This is a genomic window from Sanguibacter sp. Z41_6 (assembly GCF_059621145.1).
In genome coordinates this window covers 519,675-538,336 of sequence record NZ_JCAQIF010000003.1, presented here as the reverse complement: position 1 = coordinate 538,336, position 18,662 = coordinate 519,675, and the positions used below count along the sequence as shown (strand labels likewise).

The following is an 18,662-nucleotide window of genomic DNA, read 5'->3' as shown; positions in this document are numbered from 1 at the left end:
GTGCCGGACCCGAATGCTGTGCAGCCGCAGCCTGTGCCGGACCCGAATGCTGTGCAGCCGCAGCCTGTGCCGGACCCAAGCCCTGCGCAGCCGGTGCCAGCGGAAGTGACTCCTGTGTCCTCGGCCCTCGGACAGGTTCAGCCGCGCGCCCTCGCGGCCGCCGCTAGCCCTGCGAATGAGTGTTCGGTGAATCTAGAGCCGGATCAGATGCTGACCCCCACTCGTTTCCTGTCTTGCGCGGTGCGGAACGCACCTATCACCCTGCGTGTCAACAACGCTATTACGGGCACTGGAATGATGAATGTCGAGACGGGAGTTCGCACGGATCCCAAATCGGGCATCGTCAAGGTTGAGACTCGGGTAAGGGCCTCGAGCCTGAAGGGGACACTGGTTGGACGGACGTTTCGGATGGTAGTTGCCACCTGGCGTTATGACCCGCCAACGAACCGGGAGGTGCTGAAGGCAGGCGGTCAGTACACCGTCACTACGACGTGGAACACGGTGACAGAACTCCTCGAATATCCCATTCCGGACGACGGCAAATCGACATATGGACACAAGGTGAGGGCGACCTACACTTTCTCATCGCTCCCCCTCATGGGTGGGCAGTCGTACGAGCTCCCTGGTATGCCGGCCCGCTGTGACAACAACTTCATCAAGAGCATGGGTAAGGGGTGCGTTTATTACACGCACTACCCGACCATCTCATACTCGAAGACTGGCCCTGCCAAGGGCGTTGCGGTCCACATCGAAGCGGCGCAGAAGCTCGGTGCGACGACCTGGCTGAGGCGAACTACTCCGGCCGACCGGGATGAGAACAGAAAGCAAGTTTGCCCGAACTCGATAGCCTTGCCGAGGACCACAACCACAGAATGCGACGAATATCCGTTCGCGTCTACGGTCGAGGGAGGCACAACGATTCGCAATAACACAACGCTTCGTCCGATAATTGTCCCGCCCAACTGCGGTTGGGCCGTGCAGACTGCGCCGCGATACCCAGCGCCGGTGAGCAGGTGCCGAATCAACGCAGTCGAGAACGGCAAGGGGGGCACGCAGCTCAACAACTTCTACCTCGCCAACCGAATACTGACGGAGGATTCCTTCTTCGTCAAGGTGGTCAGTTAGTCGCGGTAGCACTGAGCGAATTCCGTACTGACCATAGAACGATCGCCCGGCCGAGTACGGCAAGCGACGACAACGCTGGGTCGGCTCCGCACCGAGGCGGGGCCGACCCAGCTTTTGTGCAGCTGGTTCCCAGGTTGTTCGGGCTGCGCTAACCGCTCACCGCAGAAGTCTGATTCCCTAAGTCGTGGCGAGTTGCCCATCTTCGCGAAAGGCGTCACCCACTGCGGGCGCCGCGAGGACGGCGTCCGCCAGTTCGAGGCACGCCGTGACGTCGCCGGTCGTCTGGAAGATCGCGCCCCACGGCCGGAGGGGGATCACCCCGGGTACCGCTCCGGGGTAGAGCACTAGGCAGTCGATCCCATCGTCGGGCAGGTCACGCGTCGTCGCGACCCTAATCGCGATGGCTGTCGTGTCCTCGTCGTCATCGCCACCCGGCTGGCCCGCCCGGACGTCGTCGCCCAGCGCCAGGGGGATGCCGGGTCGCGCGGGGTGTGCGCCTCGACTGCCAGACGGACGAGCTCGACGTCGTTGAGGTAGGCCTCCACCCAGCGGACCTCCGCTCGGGCGACCTTCTCCACGGCGTCCTCGATCGTCTCGGCCAAGCCGTCATCGCTGACGCGCACCAGTGCCGTGATCACCATCAGGACATCCCCGAGCAGCACACCATCGAAGAGCGCGTCGAGGCGGCGGCCTTTCGGGAAGCTCCGCAGCTGCACCTCCGGATATTCGTCGACGACGATCGCGAGCAGTCGGTCCAGCTGCTCGTGCAGCAGATGGAGCTCCTCGGCCGTCCGGGTCGCACGGTCTGCTCCAACCGGGCACGCCATCCGCGAGACGACGAAGGGTGGTCACGCGCGCGTGGTGCCGCTCGTCGATGAGGTGTGGCCGGTCATCGCGGACGCGATGGCCGGTAAGACCGTCCCGGACGCGCTGCTCTTCACGAACGGCAAGGGACGCATCTGGGGCGGCTGGGCGTGGAAGTGCAGGGTGAAGTGGGACGTCCACGCCCGCGGGCGCCGTGTCCACGACCTCAGGCACACCGCAGCCACACTGTGGCTGTCATCGGGCATCCCGCCGAAGACCGTCCAAGCATGGCTGGGGCACTCGACGGCCGCGATGACGATGGACCGCTACGCCCATTACCTTCCAATGTCCGAGGGTGCCTACGGCCTGGCGCTCATGAACGCGAAGCTGGGGGCGGGGGACACCGGGGGGACACGCCAGCATGAACAACGTGCTCAGTGAGTACCCCAGATAGCCTCTGACCTGCGGCGATACCCTCGAATCGAGGGTGTCGCCGCTTCTCTTTGGCACTCACCTTGACCGAGTGCTAACGCCGACGTAGATTTGGCTCGGTTCCGCACCGCACGTGATCGACCCCCGCGACGGCGATCGTCGGCGGGCGTGACCAACTGAACTGTCCTTCATTCTCTGCGAAAGGGGAGGTCCGCGTGTCGGTCTCCATCAAGCCGCTCGAGGACCGGATCGTCGTCAAGACTCTCGATGTAGAGCTGACCACGCCCTCCGGTCTTGTTATCCCTGACACCGCCAAGGAGAAGCCCCAGGAGGGCGAGGTCCTGGCTGTCGGGCCCGGTCGCATCGACGACAACGGCAACCGCGTCCCCGTCGACGTCGCCGTGGGTGACAAGGTCATCTACAGCAAGTACGGCGGCACCGAGGTCAAGTACGACGGCCAGGAGTTCCTCATCCTCTCGGCCCGCGACGTCCTCGCCGTGATCGGCTGATACAGCCCCTCGCAAGCAGCAACGACGAAGCCCCCACAACCTCATCGGTGTGGGGGCTTCGTCGTTGCTGCGTGAAGGAGGCGAGACCCGGTACGGGCGCGCTGGAGTGTGTGACTCTCGGATCAGCCGATCCGACGGGCGGTCGTGGAGGTGGTGCCGGCGAGCGCTGCGGTGCGCTCGTCCTCGCTGAGGCCACCCCACACCCCGTAGGGCTCACGGACGGCGAGGGACTGCTCGCGGCACTCCATCATGACGGGGCAGCTGTGGCAGATGGCCTTCGCGGCTTCCGCCCGGCGACGCCGCGCAGCGCCGCGCTCGCCCTCCGGGTGGAAGAACAGCGTGTCGTCGACGTCGCGGCAGGCACCCTGGTACTGCCACTCCCACAGTTCCATCACGGGGCCGGGGAGGCGGGAGAGCTCAGTCATCGCGGTACATCCTTCGGTCAGAAGTTGTGCGGAAGTCGATCCGTGGGCGGCTGGTGGTCGAACCGCGCCTTCGGTCTGCACAACGTACAACCGATTCACAGGTTGTTCAAGCCTCCCTTGCGGACACATGGGCTCGATGCGATTCTGAAAGCGGACGAATCGCCGCGAACTGGGGCGCGTCTGCCTACTCGTGCCTGCGGTCGGCAGCCGTCAGACCGGCAGGAATACGCGGAATGCGGGGCGGGCGGAGGTACCGGCGACGAACAACTTATGAACAATGTGTGGCAGCGGGAGCAGTGAGACCAAGTGGCATCGGTCGCGCAGGCTGGGCACAATCGAGCCATGACGAACGAGCGACCACGTGATGAGCCGGCCGCTGATTCGGACCAGGGATCGACGTCTCCCGGGCTGGCGGTCGCTGTCGTGGCGCGTCGGCTGGGCGTCGCGCCGGCCACCCTGCGCACCTGGGACCGCCGGTACGGACTTGGGCCCTCGGAGCACAGTGCTGGCGCGCACCGCCGCTACTCCGACGACGACGTCGCTCGTCTCATGGTCATGCGGCGACTCGCGCTCGAGGGTGTGGCACCCGTCGACGCGGCCAAGGCGGCGATCGCGCTCGACCTCGGCTCGACGACCCGCGAGCAGCTCGAGGCGGAGCTGCAAGCGTCGCTCGCGCACGCTGATGTGGCGTCCGACGACGACGAGCCCTCGGCGGCGAGCGTCGAGGGTGCCGGGGACCAGCCCGGCCCGCGCGGCGCGGGCACGCTCGGCTCCGTCACGTCCCTGCGGGCTCCTCGCCAGGGGGCTGCAGAGACGCAGGACGACCAGCGGCCACCGCTCCGGCTCGCGTCTGCGGCGACCGTCACGCAGATCACCTCCTCCGACATCGTCGACGCGCTCCTGCGAGGCAACATCGCCGCGTGCGAGCGCCTGCTCGCGCTCGAGCCCGACGAGGACCCGGGGACGTGGTGGACGTCGCTCGTCGAGCCGACCGTGCGCAAGCTGGCCGCGCGCACGGTCCTGGCGAAGCCGGGCGAGGCTCCGGAGGCCATGCTCGCGAGCGCGACGCTCAAGGTGCTCGGTGACTTCATCCGGGCACGTGAGGAGCGCGCCGCCCAGGAGAGCGGCGGCGGCTCGCCCCACCCGAGCCAGATGCGCAAGATCGTCCTGCTCTTCTCCGCGGTCGACGACACCCAGCCGCTCGCGATGCACGCGCTCGCGGCAGCGCTCGTCGCTCAGGGCGTGACCGCGAGGATCGTCACGGGCCCGGCCAACGCCCACCGGGCGATGGAGCTCGTGACGATGGTCCGCCCAGTGGCCACCGTGCTCGTGACCTCGCTCACACGGCCGGAGCTGGGGATCGTCCATGCGCTCCACGAAGCCCAGCCGCAGCTGCCCATCTTCGTCGGGCTCAGCAGCGACGACGCGGCCGCGGACCTCCCGCTGTCCGCGAACGTCAGCCGCGTGCGGACGTTCCAGGGGTTGCTCCACGAGGTCCTCGCCGTCGCGCGCTGAGCGCCGGGAGCTGCCTCGGTGAACGGGCGAGGCTGACGAGCGCGACAGCCGACTGCTGCGTGCCCGATGCGTAGACTTCATTCATGAGCGCGCCGAGCACCACGCAGCCCCACGACCCCTTCGGTTTCACCGGCCTCACGTACGACGACGTCCTCCTCCTGCCCAACGAGACGGACGTCATCCCGAGCCAGGTGGACACCACCGCGCGGCTCACTCGCGAGATCAGCGTCGCGGTCCCGCTGCTGTCCGCCGCGATGGACACCGTCACCGAGTCCCGCATGGCCGTGGCGATGGCCCGCCAGGGTGGGATCGGCATCCTCCACCGCAACCTGTCGATCGAGGCGCAGGCCCAGCAGGTCGACCTCGTCAAGCGCTCCGAGTCGGGGATGATCACCGACCCCGTCACCGTGAGCCCCGACGCGACCCTCGCCGAGCTCGACGCGTTGTGCGGCCAGTACCGGGTGTCCGGCCTGCCGGTCGTCGACGACCGGGGCACGCTGCTCGGCATCATCACCAACCGCGACCTGCGCTTCGTCGCTCCGGGCGAGTTCACGACGCGGCGCGTCCGCGACGTCATGACGCCCATGCCGCTCGTCACGGGCCCCGTCGGGATCTCCCGCGAGGACGCCGCAGCGCTGCTCGGCAAGAACAAGATCGAGAAGCTCCCGCTCGTCGACGACGCCGGCCGACTCAGCGGTCTCATCACCGTCAAGGACTTCGTCAAGACCGAGCAGTACCCCGACGCGACGAAGGACGCCGAGGGCCGCCTCGTCGTCGGCGCGGCGATCGGGTTCTTCGGGGACGCGTGGGACCGGGCGACGGCGCTCGCCGAGGCGGGGGTCGACGTGCTCGTCGCCGACACGGCCAACGGCCATGCCCGCCTGCTCCTCGACATGATCCGCAAGCTCAAGGCGGACCCGTTCTTCCGCAACGTCCAGGTCATCGGCGGCAACATCGCGACGCGGGCCGGCGCCCAGGCGCTCGTCGACGCAGGGGCGGACGCCGTGAAGGTCGGGGTCGGTCCCGGGTCCATCTGCACGACCCGGGTCGTCGCAGGCGTCGGGGTGCCCCAGGTGACCGCCATCTACGAGGCGTCCCTCGCCTGCAAGCCGGCCGGCGTGCCGGTGATCGGCGACGGCGGGCTGCAGTACTCCGGCGACATCGCGAAGGCCCTCGTGGCCGGAGCCGACACCGTCATGCTCGGCTCGCTCCTCGCGGGGTGCGACGAGAGCCCCGGCGACCTCGTCTTCGTCAACGGCAAGCAGTTCAAGCACTACCGCGGTATGGGCTCCATCGGGGCGATGGCGAGCCGGGGGAAGAAGGCGTCCTACTCCAAGGACCGGTACTTCCAGGCGGACGTCGCGAGCGACGACAAGATCGTCCCCGAGGGTATCGAGGGTCAGGTCCCGTACCGGGGCCCGCTCGGTGCCGTCGCCCACCAGCTCGTCGGGGGGCTGCACCAGTCGATGTTCTACGTCGGGGCGCACACGATCCCCCAGCTGCAGGAGCGCGGGAAGTTCGTCCGGATCACCCCTGCCGGTCTCAAGGAGTCGCACCCGCACGACATCCAGATGACGGTGGAGGCGCCCAACTACACCGGGCGGTAGGGCATGGCGCGCACTGCGCCGCTGCCGGTCCGCGACGGGCTCAACCCGGTGCGGCTCCAGATGCCGCACGAGCCCCTGGCAGCGCGGCCGACGGTGCTCGAGTACCTCGTCGCGCGCTTCCCGCACGACGAGGCGCGCCTGCGGGAGAAGGTCCGTGCCCGTGAGGTCGTCGACGAGATCGGGCGCCCCTTCGACGAGTCGTCACCGTTCGTCCCGGGCGCGCTCGTCTACCTCTACCGGGACGCGCCGGTGGAGGCACGCGTGCCGTTCGAGATCGAGGTGCTGCACCACGACGACAGCCTCCTCGTCGTGGACAAGCCGCACTTCCTCGCGAGCACGCCCAAGGGCGCGTACGTCGCCGAGTCGGTCGTCGTCCGGTTGAGGCGCGAGCTCGGGCTGCCCGAGATCAGTCCCGCCCACCGGCTCGACCGCGTGACAGCCGGTGTGCTCGTGCTCACGACGAGACGCGAGCTGCGCGGGACGTACCAGCAGCTCTTCGCCGAGCGACGGGTGCACAAGACGTACGAGGCCGTCGCCGGTCTCCGGCCGGAGCTCGACCTGCCGCGGACGGTGCGCAGCCGGATCGTCAAGCAGCACGGGATCCTCGCGGCGTGGGAGGCCGACGGAGAGCCGAACAGCGAGAGTCGGGTGGAGCTCGTCGACGCGCGCGAGGCGGCGGGGCTGGGTCGGTACCGGTTGATTCCGGCGACCGGCAAGACGCATCAGCTGCGCGTCCACATGGCGGCGCTGGGCATCCCCATCCTCAACGACACGCTCTACCCGGATGTCGTCGAGGTCGCGGCGGACGACTACTCGGCGCCGCTGCAGCTCCTGGCCCGGTCGGTCGAGTTCACCGACCCGCTCACGGGGCTCCGACGCTCGTTCGTCAGCGAGCGGCAGCTGGCCGCGTGGTCTGACGGTGCTCCGCCAACCACGCCAGGCTCGCTCCCGGCCCGGGGAGCCCTTCGCGCGCCCGCCACGCGTTGAAGTTCTCCGCCCACTTGCGGTGCTCTGCGTGCTGGTAGGCGTGCAGTGCGGTGAGCTCGAGCTCCGCGAGGTCCGGGTGCCGCGCAGCCATCGCGTGCAGGACGTCGAGGGTGGCGACGACGTCGACGTCCGCGGTGTGGAGGTTCCCCTCGTCCGCGACGCCGTACACACCGCAGAGGTCCACGAGCTTGCGCTTGCCGCGTCGGTAGCGGTCGACCGCGCGGTCGAGGACCAGCGGGTCGATGACGGGGCTCACCTCGCGGCCGATGCGGTCCTGCAAGGACGGCAGCCCGTGCCGGGCGAGCTCGGCGTCGAGGATGCACAGGTCGAAGGTCGCGTTGAAGGCGACGATGGGCACCCCGTCGACGAGCGCCTGGGCGAGCGCCGCGGCGATCGCGTCGAGCGCGGGAGCCGGGCGCTCACCGCGCTCGCGCGCCATCTCTGTCGTCACGCCGTGGATCGCGGCTGCCTCGTCGGGGATCGGCACGCCCGGATCGATGATCCACGTCCGCACGTCCGTCGTCGTCGCGTCGCGCCGCACGAGCGCGGCCGTGACGATCCGGTCGGTGTGCACGTCGACCCCGGTCGTCTCGGTGTCGAACCCGAGCAGGGGACCCGCTGTCCACGTCATGGTTGCTCTCCTGACCTCTGTCCTGGATACGGCTCTCAGGGTGCCAGGGGGCACCGACACCGGGCGGAGGGCGCGCGGTGCGCTCGATGTCGCTGCCGGACGCCGACCGGGTCCGCTCCCGGGCTGCGTCGGGGACGGTAGCCTAGTCCGGTGAGCAACGAGATCGAGATCGGCCGGGGCAAGCGCGGACGGCGCGCATATTCTTTCGACGACATCGCGGTGGTGCCGTCGCGGCGCACCCGTGACCCGGAGGACGTGTCCGTCACCTGGCAGATCGACGCGTACCAGTTCGGTCTCCCGATCCTCGCCGCTCCGATGGACTCGGTCATGAGCCCGGCCACCGCCGTCGCGCTCGGTCGTCACGGCGGCCTCGGTGTGCTCGACCTCGAGGGCCTGTGGACGCGCTACGACGACCCCACGCCGTTGCTCGCGGAGGTCGCGTCCCTCGCTCCCGAGGTCGCGACGCGTCGGATGCAGGAGATCTACTCGGCGCCGATCCGCCCCGAGCTCATCACGCAGCGTCTCCAGGAGATCCGTGCTGCGGGCGTCACCGTCGCGGGCGCCCTGTCTCCGCAGCGGACCCAGGAGTTCTACCGCACCGTCGTCGACGCCGGGGTCGACCTCTTCGTCATCCGCGGCACGACGGTCTCCGCCGAGCACGTCTCGGGCAACGCGGAACCCCTCAACCTCAAGCGGTTCATCTACGAGCTCGACGTCCCCGTCGTCGTCGGCGGGGCGTCCACGTACACGGCGGCCCTGCACCTCATGCGCACAGGCGCCGCTGGTGTGCTCGTGGGCTTCGGCGGGGGAGCGGCGCACACGACACGCATCTCCCTGGGCATCCACGCTCCCATGGCGACCGCGGTCGCCGACGTCGCCGCGGCGCGTCGTGACTACCTCGACGAGTCCGGCGGCCGGTACGTGCACGTCATCGCCGACGGCGGCGTCGGTCGCGCTGGCGACCTCGTCAAGGCCGTGGCGTGCGGAGCGGACGCCGTCATGGTCGGTGCGGCCCTCGCGCGGGCGGCCGAGGCTCCTGGGCACGGCTGGCACTGGGGTTCTGAGGCCCACCACCCGCAGCTGCCGCGAGGTGAGCGGGTGCACGTCGGAACGGCCGGGACGCTCGCCGAGATCCTCTTCGGCCCGGGCCGGCAGGCTGACGGCACTCTCAACCTCGTCGGTGCGCTCAAGCGCGCGATGGCGACGACCGGCTACTCCGACCTCAAGGAGTTCCAGCGCGTCGAGGTCGTGGTCTCGCCCTACCAGCCCCGGTGAACGGGGTGCGGGAGACGAACGGCGCCACCGTCACCGAGATCACTGACGCCGACGTCGCGGACGTCATCGCCCTGTGGCAGGCGTGCGACCTCACGAGGCCGTGGAACGACCCGGAACGTGACATCGCGAACGCTCGCGCCACGGACTCCGCCACCGTCCTCGTCACGCACGGCGGGACCCCGGCGGACGGCTCCGCGACGGGCCCCCTCGTCGGATCGGTCATGGCCGGGTTCGACGGGCACCGCGGATGGGTGTACTACCTCGCCGTCGACCCCGCGTGGCGGGGACGCGGTCTGGGCCGGGACCTCGTCGTCGCGGCCGAGGCGTGGTTGGCCGCCCAGGGGGCCGAGAAGGTCCAGCTCATGGTGCGCACGTCGAACACCGACGTCGTGGGGTTCTACACGGCACTGGGCTACGAGGACGCACAGTGCGTGGTCCTCGGCCGTCGGCTTGTCTGACGCCCGACGTATCCTCGCCGCATGGCAGACCACCCCCGACACGCCGTCCCGCACCCGGCGGGCGCCATCGACCCTGAGACGCACCCCCGGGCGACCGGTCTCCTCGACCCCGACGTCCTTGCCCCGCTCCTGACGTGCGTCACCACCACGCACGAGGCAGGGACGCACCGAGCGGTGGCACCCTTCACCGGCGCCCCGCTCGTCGAGCTCCCGCTGTCGAGCGCCTCCGACGTGGCCCGTGCCGTCGCCCGTGCCCGCGGCGCGCAGCCCGAGTGGGCGGCGCGCCCGGTCAGGGACCGCGCGCGGGTCCTCCTGCGTGCGCACGACCTCGTGCTGTCCCGGCAGTCCGAGGTGCTCGACCTTCTTCAGATGGAGTGCGGAAAGACGCGGCGCGACGCCTTCGAGGAGGTCGCTGACGTAGCGCAGGTCGCCCGGCACTACGGCCTGCGAGGTGCGTCCTACCTGCGTCCGCGCCGGGTGCGCGGTGCGCTTCCCGGCATCACCCGCACCACGGTCCACCGGCGGCCGCTCGGAGTCGTCGGGGTCATCGAGCCCTGGAACTACCCCCTCGCCCTGACGCTCGGCGACGTCCTGCCTGCACTGCTGGCAGGGAACGCCGTCGTGCTCAAGCCGGACACAGGCGCGACCCTCACGGCCCTGTGGGCAGTCACCGCGCTCGCCGACGCCGGTGTGCCGGAGGGCGTGGTGCAGGTCGTCGTCGGAGGGGCCGAGGTGGGGGCGGCGCTGGTCGGGGAGGTCGACCAGGTGACCTTCACCGGCGGGACGCCCACGGGACGCCGGGTCGCTGCACAGGCAGGGGAGCGGCTCGTACCGGCCACGCTCGAGCTCGGTGGGAAGAACCCGCTCTACGTCGCCGCCGACGCCGACCTCGATGCCGCTGCGGCGGGCGCCGTGCGCGCGTGCTTCACGAGCGCCGGGCAGCTGTGCCTGTCCGTCGAGAGGCTCGTCCTCCACGAGGACGTCGCCGAGGCATTCCTCGACCGGTTCCTCGCACGGGTCCGGGCTCTGCGGTTGTCAGCGGCTCTGGACTACTCCGGCGGCATGGGGTCGCTCGCCGGGCCACGTCAGCTCGAGCGCGTCGAGGAGCACGTCCATGACGCGCTCGCCCGCGGGGCACGGATCCTCACCGGCGGCGTGCACCGTGCGGACGTCGGACCCTACTTCTATGCCCCCACCGTCCTCGAGGCGGTGCCGGCGGACGCCCTGTGCGCGCAGGAGGAGACCTTCGGGCCGGTCGTCTCGGTCGTCCGGGTTCCGGACGACGCGTCGGCAGTCCGCGTGATGAACGAGACCGGGTACGGGCTCAACGCGAGCATCTGGACCCGGGATGTCCCGCGAGGACGGCGGCTCGCCGCGCAGATCGACGCGGGCCTCGTGAACATCAACGACGGCTACGCCTCGGCATGGGGCTCGCCGGCGGCGCCAGCGGGTGGCACGAAGGCGTCGGGGCTGGGGCGTCGGCACGGGCGCGAGGGGATCCTCGGCTACACGCGCGCCCAGACGGTGGCGGCAGCGGGCACGGCAGGTTCCGCTGCTGGACGGATCAGCGCCGCGTTCGGCCTGGCGGATCCCGGGAGCGCCACGAGCGGCGACCCGCTCCCGGACGGCGCCGCGCAGGAGCGGCTCACGCATGCGCTCGCCCTCATGCGTCGTCTGTGCATCGCCTGAACCGACGACGAGCACCCCCGCACGGAAACGCGGGGGTGCTCGTGCGGGGCCGGTCAGTCCTGGAGCAGCTCGCCCTGCTCGTCGAGGACAGCGGCGCACTGGCGTGCGATGGCGAGCTCCTCGTTGGTCGGGACGACCATGACGAGGGTCGAGGTCCAGTCGGGGGAGATGATGCGCGGGCCGCGGTTCGTGTCGTAGTTGCGCACCGGGTCGATCGCGATCCCCATGCTCTCCATACCGGCGACGGCGAGCTCGCGAACCCGGGCGTCGTTCTCACCGGCGCCTGCGGTGAACGTGAGCACGTCGAGCCGGCCGAGCACAGCGTGGTACGAACCGATGTACTTGCGCAGCCGGTGGATGTAGACGTCGAGCGCCAGCTGCGCCGCCTCGTTCCCGGCGGCGATGAGGTCGTGCAGGCCGCGGAAGTCGTTGTCGCCAGCGATCCCCTTGAGCCCGGACCGCTTGTTGAGCAGGTCGTCGATCTCGTCGATGGACATCCCTGCGTTGCGGTACAGGTGGAAGATCACCGCGGGGTCGATGTCGCCCGACCGCGTCCCCATGACCAGGCCCTCGAGGGGTGTCATACCCATCGACGTCTCGACAGCCACGCCCCCCTGGACGGCAGACGCCGACGCGCCGTTGCCCAGGTGCAGCACGATCTGGTTGAGCTCCTCCAGACGACGCCCGAGAACCCGGGCGACCTTGCCGGAGACGTACTGGTGGCTCGTGCCGTGGAACCCGTACCGGCGCACGCCGTACTTCTGTGCGACCTCCGTATCGATCGCGTACGTGTGCGCGGCCGGGGGAAGCGTCTGGAAGAACGCGGTGTCGAAGACCGCGACGTGCGGCACGTCCGGCAGCAGCTCCCGCGCCACCTCGATACCCCGGACGTGGCCCGGGTTGTGCAGCGGGGCCAGCGGGATGAGGTCCCTGATCTCTTCGACCACGTCGTCGTCGATGACGACGGGCCCCGAGAAGGTGCTCCCGCCCTGGACGACGCGGTGCCCCACAGCGAACACGTCCGCCTCGGAGAGGTCGGGACCGTACTCGGCGAAGAGGTCGAGCACCGTGCGCAGAGCCGTGCCGTGGTCCGGGACGACCGCGTCGGCACCCTCCCGCCGCACGGTGTTCCCCCCGAAGCTGTGGGAGATGCGGCCCGTGCTCTCCCCGATGCGCTCGACGAGACCCGAGGCGATCGCCTCGCCCCCCACCGGGTTGACGAGCTGATACTTCACGGACGACGACCCGGAGTTGATGACGAGGACGCTGCCGTGCGCTCCGTGGGCGCTGTAGGAGCTGAGTCGGTCGCCGACGGCGGACGGGTTCATGCGGTGGGTGCTCCTGAGTCGGTCGGGGCGGCAGCGCCGGGCGCGGCGTCAGCAGTGCTGGCGAGCGCCTGGGCCTGGATGGCGGTGATGGCCACGGTGTTGACGATGTCCTGCACGAGCGCGCCGCGCGACAGGTCGTTCACCGGCTTGCGCAGGCCCTGCAGCACGGGGCCGACGGCCACCGCACCGGCGGAGCGCTGCACGGCCTTGTAGGTGTTGTTCCCGGTGTTGAGGTCCGGGAAGATGAACACGGTCGCCCGACCGGCAACGGCGGAGTCGGGCATCTTCGAGGCCGCCACGGATGCGTCGACCGCTGCGTCGTACTGGATGGGTCCCTCGACAGAGAGGTCGGGGCGCCGCGACCGGACGAGCTCGGTGGCTGTGCGGACCTTCTCGACGTCGGCTCCCGTCCCGGACTCTCCTGTGGAGTAGGAGAGCATCGCGATGCGGGGCTCGACGCCGAACTGGGCGGCCGTTGCCGCCGAGGAGATCGCGATGTCGGCGAGCTGCTCGGCGGTGGGGTCGGGGTTGACGGCACAGTCGCCGTAGACGAGCACCCGGTCCTCGAGGCACATGAGGAACACCGAGGAGACGACGGAGACACCGGGGAGCGTCTTGATGATCTCGAACGACGGCTTGATCGTGTGCGCCGTCGTGTGCGCGGCCCCGGAGACCATGCCGTCGGCGAGGCCGAGGTGGACCATCATCGTGCCGAAGTACGAGACCGAGCTGACGATCTCGCGGGCGAGGTCGAGGGTCATGCCCTTGTGGGCACGCAGCGCCGTGTACTCCTCGGCGAAGCGCTCGTGCAGCTCCCCGCTGCGGGGATTGACCACCTGCGCCTCGGAGATGTCGAGACCCAGCTCGACGGCCCGTGCGCGGATCGCCTCCTCGTCACCGAGGATCGTCAGGTCTGCGACCTGACGTTGCAGGAGCGTCGAGGCAGCCCGCAGGATGCGGTCGTCCCCGCCCTCGGGCAGCACGATCCGCTTGCGGTCCTCCCGCGCCCGGCTGAGCAGGTCGTACTCGAACATCAGCGGGGTCACGACCTCGGGGCGCTCGACGTCGAGGCTCGCGAGCAGCGCCGCGCCGTCGACGTTCTGCTCGAACAGTGCGAGCGCCGTGTCGACCTTGCGCTGGGACTCCTTCGTCACCCGGCCCCGCGCCGACGCGGCAGCGCTCGCGGACCGGAACGTCCCGAGCTCGGTCCGGATGATCGGCACGCTGGGCGCGAGGTCGTGGATGAGCCGGGCCACTGACGGCGGCGGGTAGAAGCCTCCGTTGAGGATGATCCCGGCGAGGGACGGGAAGTTCTTCGCGGTCTGCGCGGTGAGCAGCCCGAGAAGCACGTCGGTGCGGTCGCCAGGGGTGATGACGACGGCACCGTCGGACAGACGGTCGAGCAGGTGCTCGAAGCTCATGGCTCCCACGAGCACGTCGAGCACCTCGCGGCCGAGCAGTGCCGGGTCGCCGAGCTCGAGCTCGCCCTCCACCGCCTGCATGAGCTGGTTGACGGTCGGGGCCATGAGGAACGGGTCGTCGGGGACGGTCCACACGGGGAGGGCGTCGCTGCGGGCGAACTCCGACTGGATCGCCTCGAGGTCCGCCGGCAGGCACCGGTTCGCGACGACACCGATGACCTGGGCGTGGTTCGCCTCGAGCTCGGCGACGGACACGTCGCTCATCTGCCGCACGCCCTCCGGGGAGCGCCGGTTGCCCGACAGGACGAGCAGCACCGGCGCGCCCAGGTTGGCGGCGATACGGGCGTTGAACGCGAGCTCCGTGGGGCCCGCGACGTCCGTGTAGTCCGTGCCGACGACGACCACGACGTCGCACTGCTTCTCGACCTCGTGGTAGCGGGTGACGATCCTCGAGAGGGCGGCCTCGGGGTCGGCATGGACGTCGTCGTAGGTCACACCCACGCACTGCTCGTACGTGAGATCCACGCCGTCGTGGGCGAGGAGGAGCTCCACGACGTAGTCCGGGGTGTCAGCCACGTCCCCGCCCGACGCGCGCTGCGTGTGACCGCTGCGCGTGACGGGGCGGAAGACGCCGACCTTCTGCACCCGACGGGTGAGGAGGTCCACGACCCCGAGGGCGATGATGGACTTGCCGGTCTCACCCTCGGGGGACGTGATGTAGATGCTGCGTGCGGTCGAGCTCACTCGTTGTCGCCTCCGGTATCGCTGGTGCTCAGCTGGGGTCCTGCTGCCTCGGTGCCGGTCTCGCCGGCGTCGGGCCACACCCAGTCCTGCACCTCGGGGATGTCGATCCCGTGGTCACGGGTGTACTGCCGGGCGCGGAGCCGGGCGTCGACCATCTCCTGCCGCAGGATAGCCGCGCGGCTTCCCAGGTGAGGCACCCGGTCGATGACGTCGATGACCAGGTGGTACCGGTCGAGGTCGTTGAGCATGACCATATCGAACGGCGTCGTCGTCGTGCCCTCCTCCTTGTACCCGCGGACGTGGATGTTCGCGTGGCCCTTGCGGCGGTAGGTGAGGCGGTGGATGAGCCACGGGTAGCCGTGGTAGGCGAACACGACGGGCTTGTCCGTCGTGAAGAGGGTGTCGAAGTCACGGTCGGCGAGCCCGTGCGGGTGCTCGCTCACGTGCTGCAGGCGCATGAGGTCGACGACGTTGACGACGCGCACCTTGAGTTCGGGGAGCTCCCGGCGCAGGATGTCCGCGGCGGCCAGCACCTCGAGGGTCGGGACGTCGCCGGCACAGCCGAGCACGACGTCGGGGTCCTCGCCCGGCACCTCGGTCCCGGCCCACTCCCAGATCCCGAGACCACGGGTGCAGTGCGCCACCGCCTGGTCCATCGTGAGGAAGTTCGGGGCGGGCTGCTTGCCGGACACGACGACGTTGACGTAGTCCTTGCTGCGCAGGCAGTGGTCGTACGTGCTCAGCAGGGTGTTGGCGTCCGGCGGCAGGTACACCCGCACGACCTCCGCCTTCTTGTTCACCACGTGGTCGATGAACCCGGGGTCCTGGTGGGAGAACCCGTTGTGGTCCTGGCGCCACACGTGGCTGGAGAGGAGGTAGTTGAGGGACGGGATGGGGCGACGCCACGGGATCTCCCGGGTGACCTTGAGCCACTTGGCGTGCTGGTTGAACATCGAGTCGATGATGTGGATGAACGCCTCGTAGCAGTTGAACAGCCCGTGGCGGCCGGTGAGGAGGTAGCCCTCGAGCCATCCCTGGCACTGGTGCTCCGAGAGCATCTCGACGACGCGGCCCGCGCGCGCCAGGTGGTCGTCGTCGTCGCCCGGGAGGTACTCGGCGTTCCACACCTTGTCCGTGACCTCGAACACCGCCTGGAGCCGGTTCGACGCCGTCTCGTCAGGACCGAAGATCCGGAAGTTGTCCGGGTTGAGCCGGATGACGTCGGTGAGCCACGTCCCCAGGACGCGCGTCGCCTCGCTGATCGACCCCGCCGGCGTCGGTACGTCGACGGCGTAGTCCCGGAAGTCGGGCAGGCGCAGGTCCTTCGTGAGGAGTCCGCCGTTCGTGTGCGGGTTGGCGCTCATCCGCAGGTCGCCGTCGGGGGCGAGCTCCGCGATCTCGGGCCGCAGGCGGCCCGTGGCGTCGAAGAGCTCGTCGGCCTTGTACGACTTCATCCAGTCCTTGAGCACCTCGAGGTGCTCCGGGGTGTCCCGGGCGCTGGCGAGCGGCACCTGGTGCGCCCGCCAGGAGTCCTCGGTCTTCTTGCCGTCGATGACCGGCGGGCAGGTCCAACCCTTCGGGGTGCGGAAGACGATCATCGGCCACATCGGGCGGGACTCGTCGCCGGCTGCAGCGCGCTCCTTGATCGCCGTGATCTCGTCGAGGACCTCGTCGAGGAGTGCCGCGAAGCGGGCGTGCACCGTGAGGTGGTCCTCGCCGTCGAACCCGCCCTCGAACACGAAGGGCTTGTGGCCGTAGCCGACCATGAGGGAGGTGAGCTCCTCGTCGCTGATGCGCGCGAGGACGGTGGGGTTGGCGATCTTGTACCCGTTGAGGTGGAGGATCGGCAGGACGACGCCGTCCTTCGCCGGGTTGACGAACTTGTTCGAGTGCCAGCTCGTGGCGAGCGGGCCCGTCTCGGCCTCACCGTCACCGACGACGGCGGCGACGAGGAGGTCGGGGTTGTCGAAGGCTGCTCCGTAGGCGTGCGACAGGGCGTAGCCCAGCTCACCGCCCTCGTGGATCGACCCCGGCGTCTCGGGGGCGACGTGGCTGGGGATCCCGCCGGGGAACGAGAACTGGCGGAAGAGGCGGCGCATGCCCTCCTCGTCCTGGGTGATGTCCGAGTACGTCTCGGTGTAGGTGCCCTCGAGGTAGGAGTTGGCGACGAGCCCCGGTCCACCGTGACCCGGACCGGTGATGTAGATCGTCGACTGTGCCCGCTCCCGAATCGCGCGGTTGAGGTGCGCGTAGAGGAAGTTGAGACCGGGGGTCGTGCCCCAGTGGCCGAGGAGGCGAGGCTTGACGTCCTCCCGGCTGAGGTCGGTACGCAGCAGCGGGTTGGCGAGCAGGTAGATCTGCCCGACAGACAGGTAGTTCGCCGCCCGCCACCAGGCGTCGACGCGATGGAGCGTCTCGTCGCTCACCGGTGCACCGGAGCCGCGCTGCCACGCGGTCGCCGTGCTCACGGGTGCATCCGGGTCTGGCGTGCGGGGCTCAGCAGCGATGCTCATGGTGATCTCCTACCTGTGAAAGGTTGTCCACTCATACAACCCCATGCGGGGCCGGGGTGCACTAGGTCCTTGGTGCCGCGGGTCCCCCGCGGTCCGTGGTAGCGCTTCGGGCCGATTGCGGCGAGGAGGTCGACAGTGCGACGGTGCGCCCGTGAGACTTGTCACACGGTCCCCGTGAGGGGGTGAGTGGGCCGGGAGAGGCGTGACCCGGCGGTAGCCTGGCAAGGTGTCCGACCTCGACCACGCGCCAGCGCAGCGGGGCCCGTCGATGCTCGCGGTAGCCCGCCAACCCCGGATGATCGCGCTCCTCGTTCTCTTCCTCGCCGCCGCAGCCGTCTGCGCCCGGCTCGGTGTGTGGCAGCTCGACCGGGCCCAGGAGCGCGGCCGGTTGGCGGACGATCACGCCGCCGCCGAGGCCGCGGCCACCGCCGTCGCACCCCTCGCCGACGTCCTCACGCCCCAGACGACCTTCCCGGGCGAGGTCGTCGGACGCCAGGTCTGGGTGGCGGGCACGTACGACGCCTCGCAGCAGCTGCTCGTCACCGGCCGAGCCCTCGACGGCGAGGTCGGCTACCTCGTGCTCACCCCCCTGCGGGTGAGCCAGGACGGCCGCGACGGCGCCTCGTGGGCTGAGCTGTCGGGCGCACCCGTGCTGCCAGTGGTCCGTGGGTGGGTGCCCCAGGAGCTCGGCGACGAGGCGCTCGCGGCGGGCTCGGCCGACGCGGCCGTGAGTGAGCTCGTCCCGCCCGCTGGCACTGTGCGCCTCACGGGCTACCTGCAGGCCTCGGAAGCCACCGCGCAGAGCGGGATCGCGAACGGTCGCACGGACGCCGTGAGCTCGGCCGCCCTGGCCAACGTGTGGGGCGGTCCCATCTACTCCGGGTACCTCGTCGAGGCGAGCTCGGCCCCGGAGCAGCCCGAGGCGCTCCAGCTCCTGCCGCGCCCCAGCATCGAGGGCGGGGACGGCATCAACCTGCAGAACCTCTTCTACGCCTTGCAGTGGTGGATCTTCGGCGGCTTCGCCGTCGCGCTGTGGCTCAGGCTCGTCCGCGACGAGACGCGCCTGCGCAACGGTGGGGCGCAGCTCGACCCGTTCGCGGAGCAGGCGGCGCGCGGCGCCTGAGACTCCGCGTCAGCGGGGGAGAACGAGCAGCATCCCCACGGTGCCGGTGCCGGTGCCTGCTTCCTCGACGTCGACG

16 protein-coding genes are annotated in these 18,662 nt (G+C 69.9%); 10 read left to right on the top strand and 6 right to left on the bottom strand.

Annotated features, from left to right (window positions below; all coding sequences use genetic code 11):
• Positions 1-297: 297 nt before the first annotated feature.
• Entirely contained in the window at positions 298-1,125 is an 828-nt protein-coding gene (locus tag AC54T1_RS10095; RefSeq protein WP_484344921.1) for a NucA/NucB deoxyribonuclease domain-containing protein, read from the top strand.
• A gap of 344 nt (positions 1,126-1,469) precedes the next feature.
• Here the strand turns inward: AC54T1_RS10095 and AC54T1_RS10090 are convergent, their stop codons facing one another.
• Entirely contained in the window at positions 1,470-1,952 is a 483-nt protein-coding gene (locus tag AC54T1_RS10090) for a hypothetical protein (protein ID WP_496911869.1), read from the bottom strand.
• Here AC54T1_RS10090 and AC54T1_RS10085 point away from each other — a divergent pair.
• Both AC54T1_RS10085 and groES read left to right on the top strand, forming a co-directional pair.
• Positions 1,864-2,370, top strand: a complete 507-nt coding sequence (locus tag AC54T1_RS10085; RefSeq protein WP_496911868.1) for a tyrosine-type recombinase/integrase — start codon at positions 1,864-1,866, stop codon at positions 2,368-2,370. The genes AC54T1_RS10090 and AC54T1_RS10085 overlap by 89 nt on opposite strands.
• 206 nt (positions 2,371-2,576) lie before the next feature.
• Positions 2,577-2,870 carry a co-chaperone GroES gene (gene groES, locus AC54T1_RS10080; RefSeq protein WP_484344922.1) on the top strand — a complete coding sequence of 98 codons (294 nt, stop codon included), beginning with the start codon at positions 2,577-2,579 and terminating at the stop codon, positions 2,868-2,870.
• A gap of 122 nt (positions 2,871-2,992) precedes the next feature.
• Here the strand turns inward: groES and AC54T1_RS10075 are convergent, their stop codons facing one another.
• Positions 2,993-3,295, bottom strand: a complete 303-nt coding sequence (locus tag AC54T1_RS10075) for a WhiB family transcriptional regulator (RefSeq protein ID WP_484344923.1) — start codon at positions 3,293-3,295, stop codon at positions 2,993-2,995.
• 342 nt (positions 3,296-3,637) lie between these two features.
• Between AC54T1_RS10075 and AC54T1_RS10070 the strand changes: the two genes are divergently transcribed.
• The 3 genes from AC54T1_RS10070 to AC54T1_RS10060 all read left to right on the top strand — a co-directional run bounded on the left by AC54T1_RS10070 (position 3,638) and on the right by AC54T1_RS10060 (position 7,404).
• Complete coding sequence (locus AC54T1_RS10070) at positions 3,638-4,810, top strand: MerR family transcriptional regulator (protein WP_484344924.1); 1,173 nt, start codon at positions 3,638-3,640, stop codon at positions 4,808-4,810.
• A gap of 83 nt (positions 4,811-4,893) precedes the next feature.
• Positions 4,894-6,417 carry an IMP dehydrogenase gene (gene guaB, locus AC54T1_RS10065; RefSeq protein ID WP_484344925.1) on the top strand — a complete coding sequence of 508 codons (1,524 nt, stop codon included), beginning with the start codon at positions 4,894-4,896 and terminating at the stop codon, positions 6,415-6,417.
• Positions 6,418-6,420: 3 nt separating this feature from the next.
• On the top strand, positions 6,421-7,404 hold the full coding sequence (locus tag AC54T1_RS10060; protein ID WP_496911855.1) for a pseudouridine synthase: 984 nt from the start codon (positions 6,421-6,423) through the stop codon (positions 7,402-7,404).
• On the opposite strand, the gene AC54T1_RS10055 is transcribed toward AC54T1_RS10060, so the two are convergent.
• Entirely contained in the window at positions 7,304-8,035 is a 732-nt protein-coding gene (locus AC54T1_RS10055; RefSeq protein WP_496911854.1) for an exonuclease domain-containing protein, read from the bottom strand. The two genes, AC54T1_RS10060 and AC54T1_RS10055, sit on opposite strands and share 101 nt — an antisense overlap.
• A gap of 150 nt (positions 8,036-8,185) precedes the next feature.
• Here AC54T1_RS10055 and AC54T1_RS10050 point away from each other — a divergent pair, with 150 nt between their 5' ends.
• Genes AC54T1_RS10050 through AC54T1_RS10040 form a run of 3 tightly spaced genes read left to right on the top strand, consistent with a single transcriptional unit; the run spans position 8,186 to position 11,457 of the window.
• Positions 8,186-9,310, top strand: a complete 1,125-nt coding sequence (locus AC54T1_RS10050; RefSeq protein WP_484344928.1) for a GuaB3 family IMP dehydrogenase-related protein — start codon at positions 8,186-8,188, stop codon at positions 9,308-9,310.
• A gap of 5 nt (positions 9,311-9,315) precedes the next feature.
• Entirely contained in the window at positions 9,316-9,768 is a 453-nt protein-coding gene (locus AC54T1_RS10045) for a GNAT family acetyltransferase (RefSeq protein WP_496911853.1), read from the top strand.
• Positions 9,769-9,789: 21 nt separating this feature from the next.
• Positions 9,790-11,457 carry a succinic semialdehyde dehydrogenase gene (locus AC54T1_RS10040; RefSeq protein ID WP_496911852.1) on the top strand — a complete coding sequence of 556 codons (1,668 nt, stop codon included), beginning with the start codon at positions 9,790-9,792 and terminating at the stop codon, positions 11,455-11,457.
• Between the two features lie 53 nt (positions 11,458-11,510).
• Here AC54T1_RS10040 and AC54T1_RS10035 read toward each other — a convergent pair whose 3' ends face one another.
• Genes AC54T1_RS10035 through AC54T1_RS10025 form a run of 3 tightly spaced genes read right to left on the bottom strand, consistent with a single transcriptional unit; the run spans position 11,511 to position 17,463 of the window.
• Positions 11,511-12,785: an acetate/propionate family kinase gene (locus AC54T1_RS10035; protein WP_484344931.1), complete on the bottom strand. Its 1,275-nt coding sequence runs from the start codon at positions 12,783-12,785 to the stop codon at positions 11,511-11,513.
• Positions 12,782-14,950: a phosphate acetyltransferase gene (pta, locus tag AC54T1_RS10030; protein ID WP_484344932.1), complete on the bottom strand. Its 2,169-nt coding sequence runs from the start codon at positions 14,948-14,950 to the stop codon at positions 12,782-12,784. The genes AC54T1_RS10035 and pta overlap by 4 nt, the downstream gene beginning before the upstream one ends.
• Entirely contained in the window at positions 14,947-17,463 is a 2,517-nt protein-coding gene (locus AC54T1_RS10025) for a phosphoketolase family protein (RefSeq protein WP_496911851.1), read from the bottom strand. The genes pta and AC54T1_RS10025 overlap by 4 nt, the downstream gene beginning before the upstream one ends.
• A 226-nt stretch (positions 17,464-17,689) precedes the next feature.
• On the opposite strand from AC54T1_RS10025, the gene AC54T1_RS10020 reads away from it, so the two are divergent.
• Positions 17,690-18,586 carry an SURF1 family protein gene (locus AC54T1_RS10020; protein ID WP_484344934.1) on the top strand — a complete coding sequence of 299 codons (897 nt, stop codon included), beginning with the start codon at positions 17,690-17,692 and terminating at the stop codon, positions 18,584-18,586.
• Positions 18,587-18,662 lie beyond the last annotated feature (76 nt).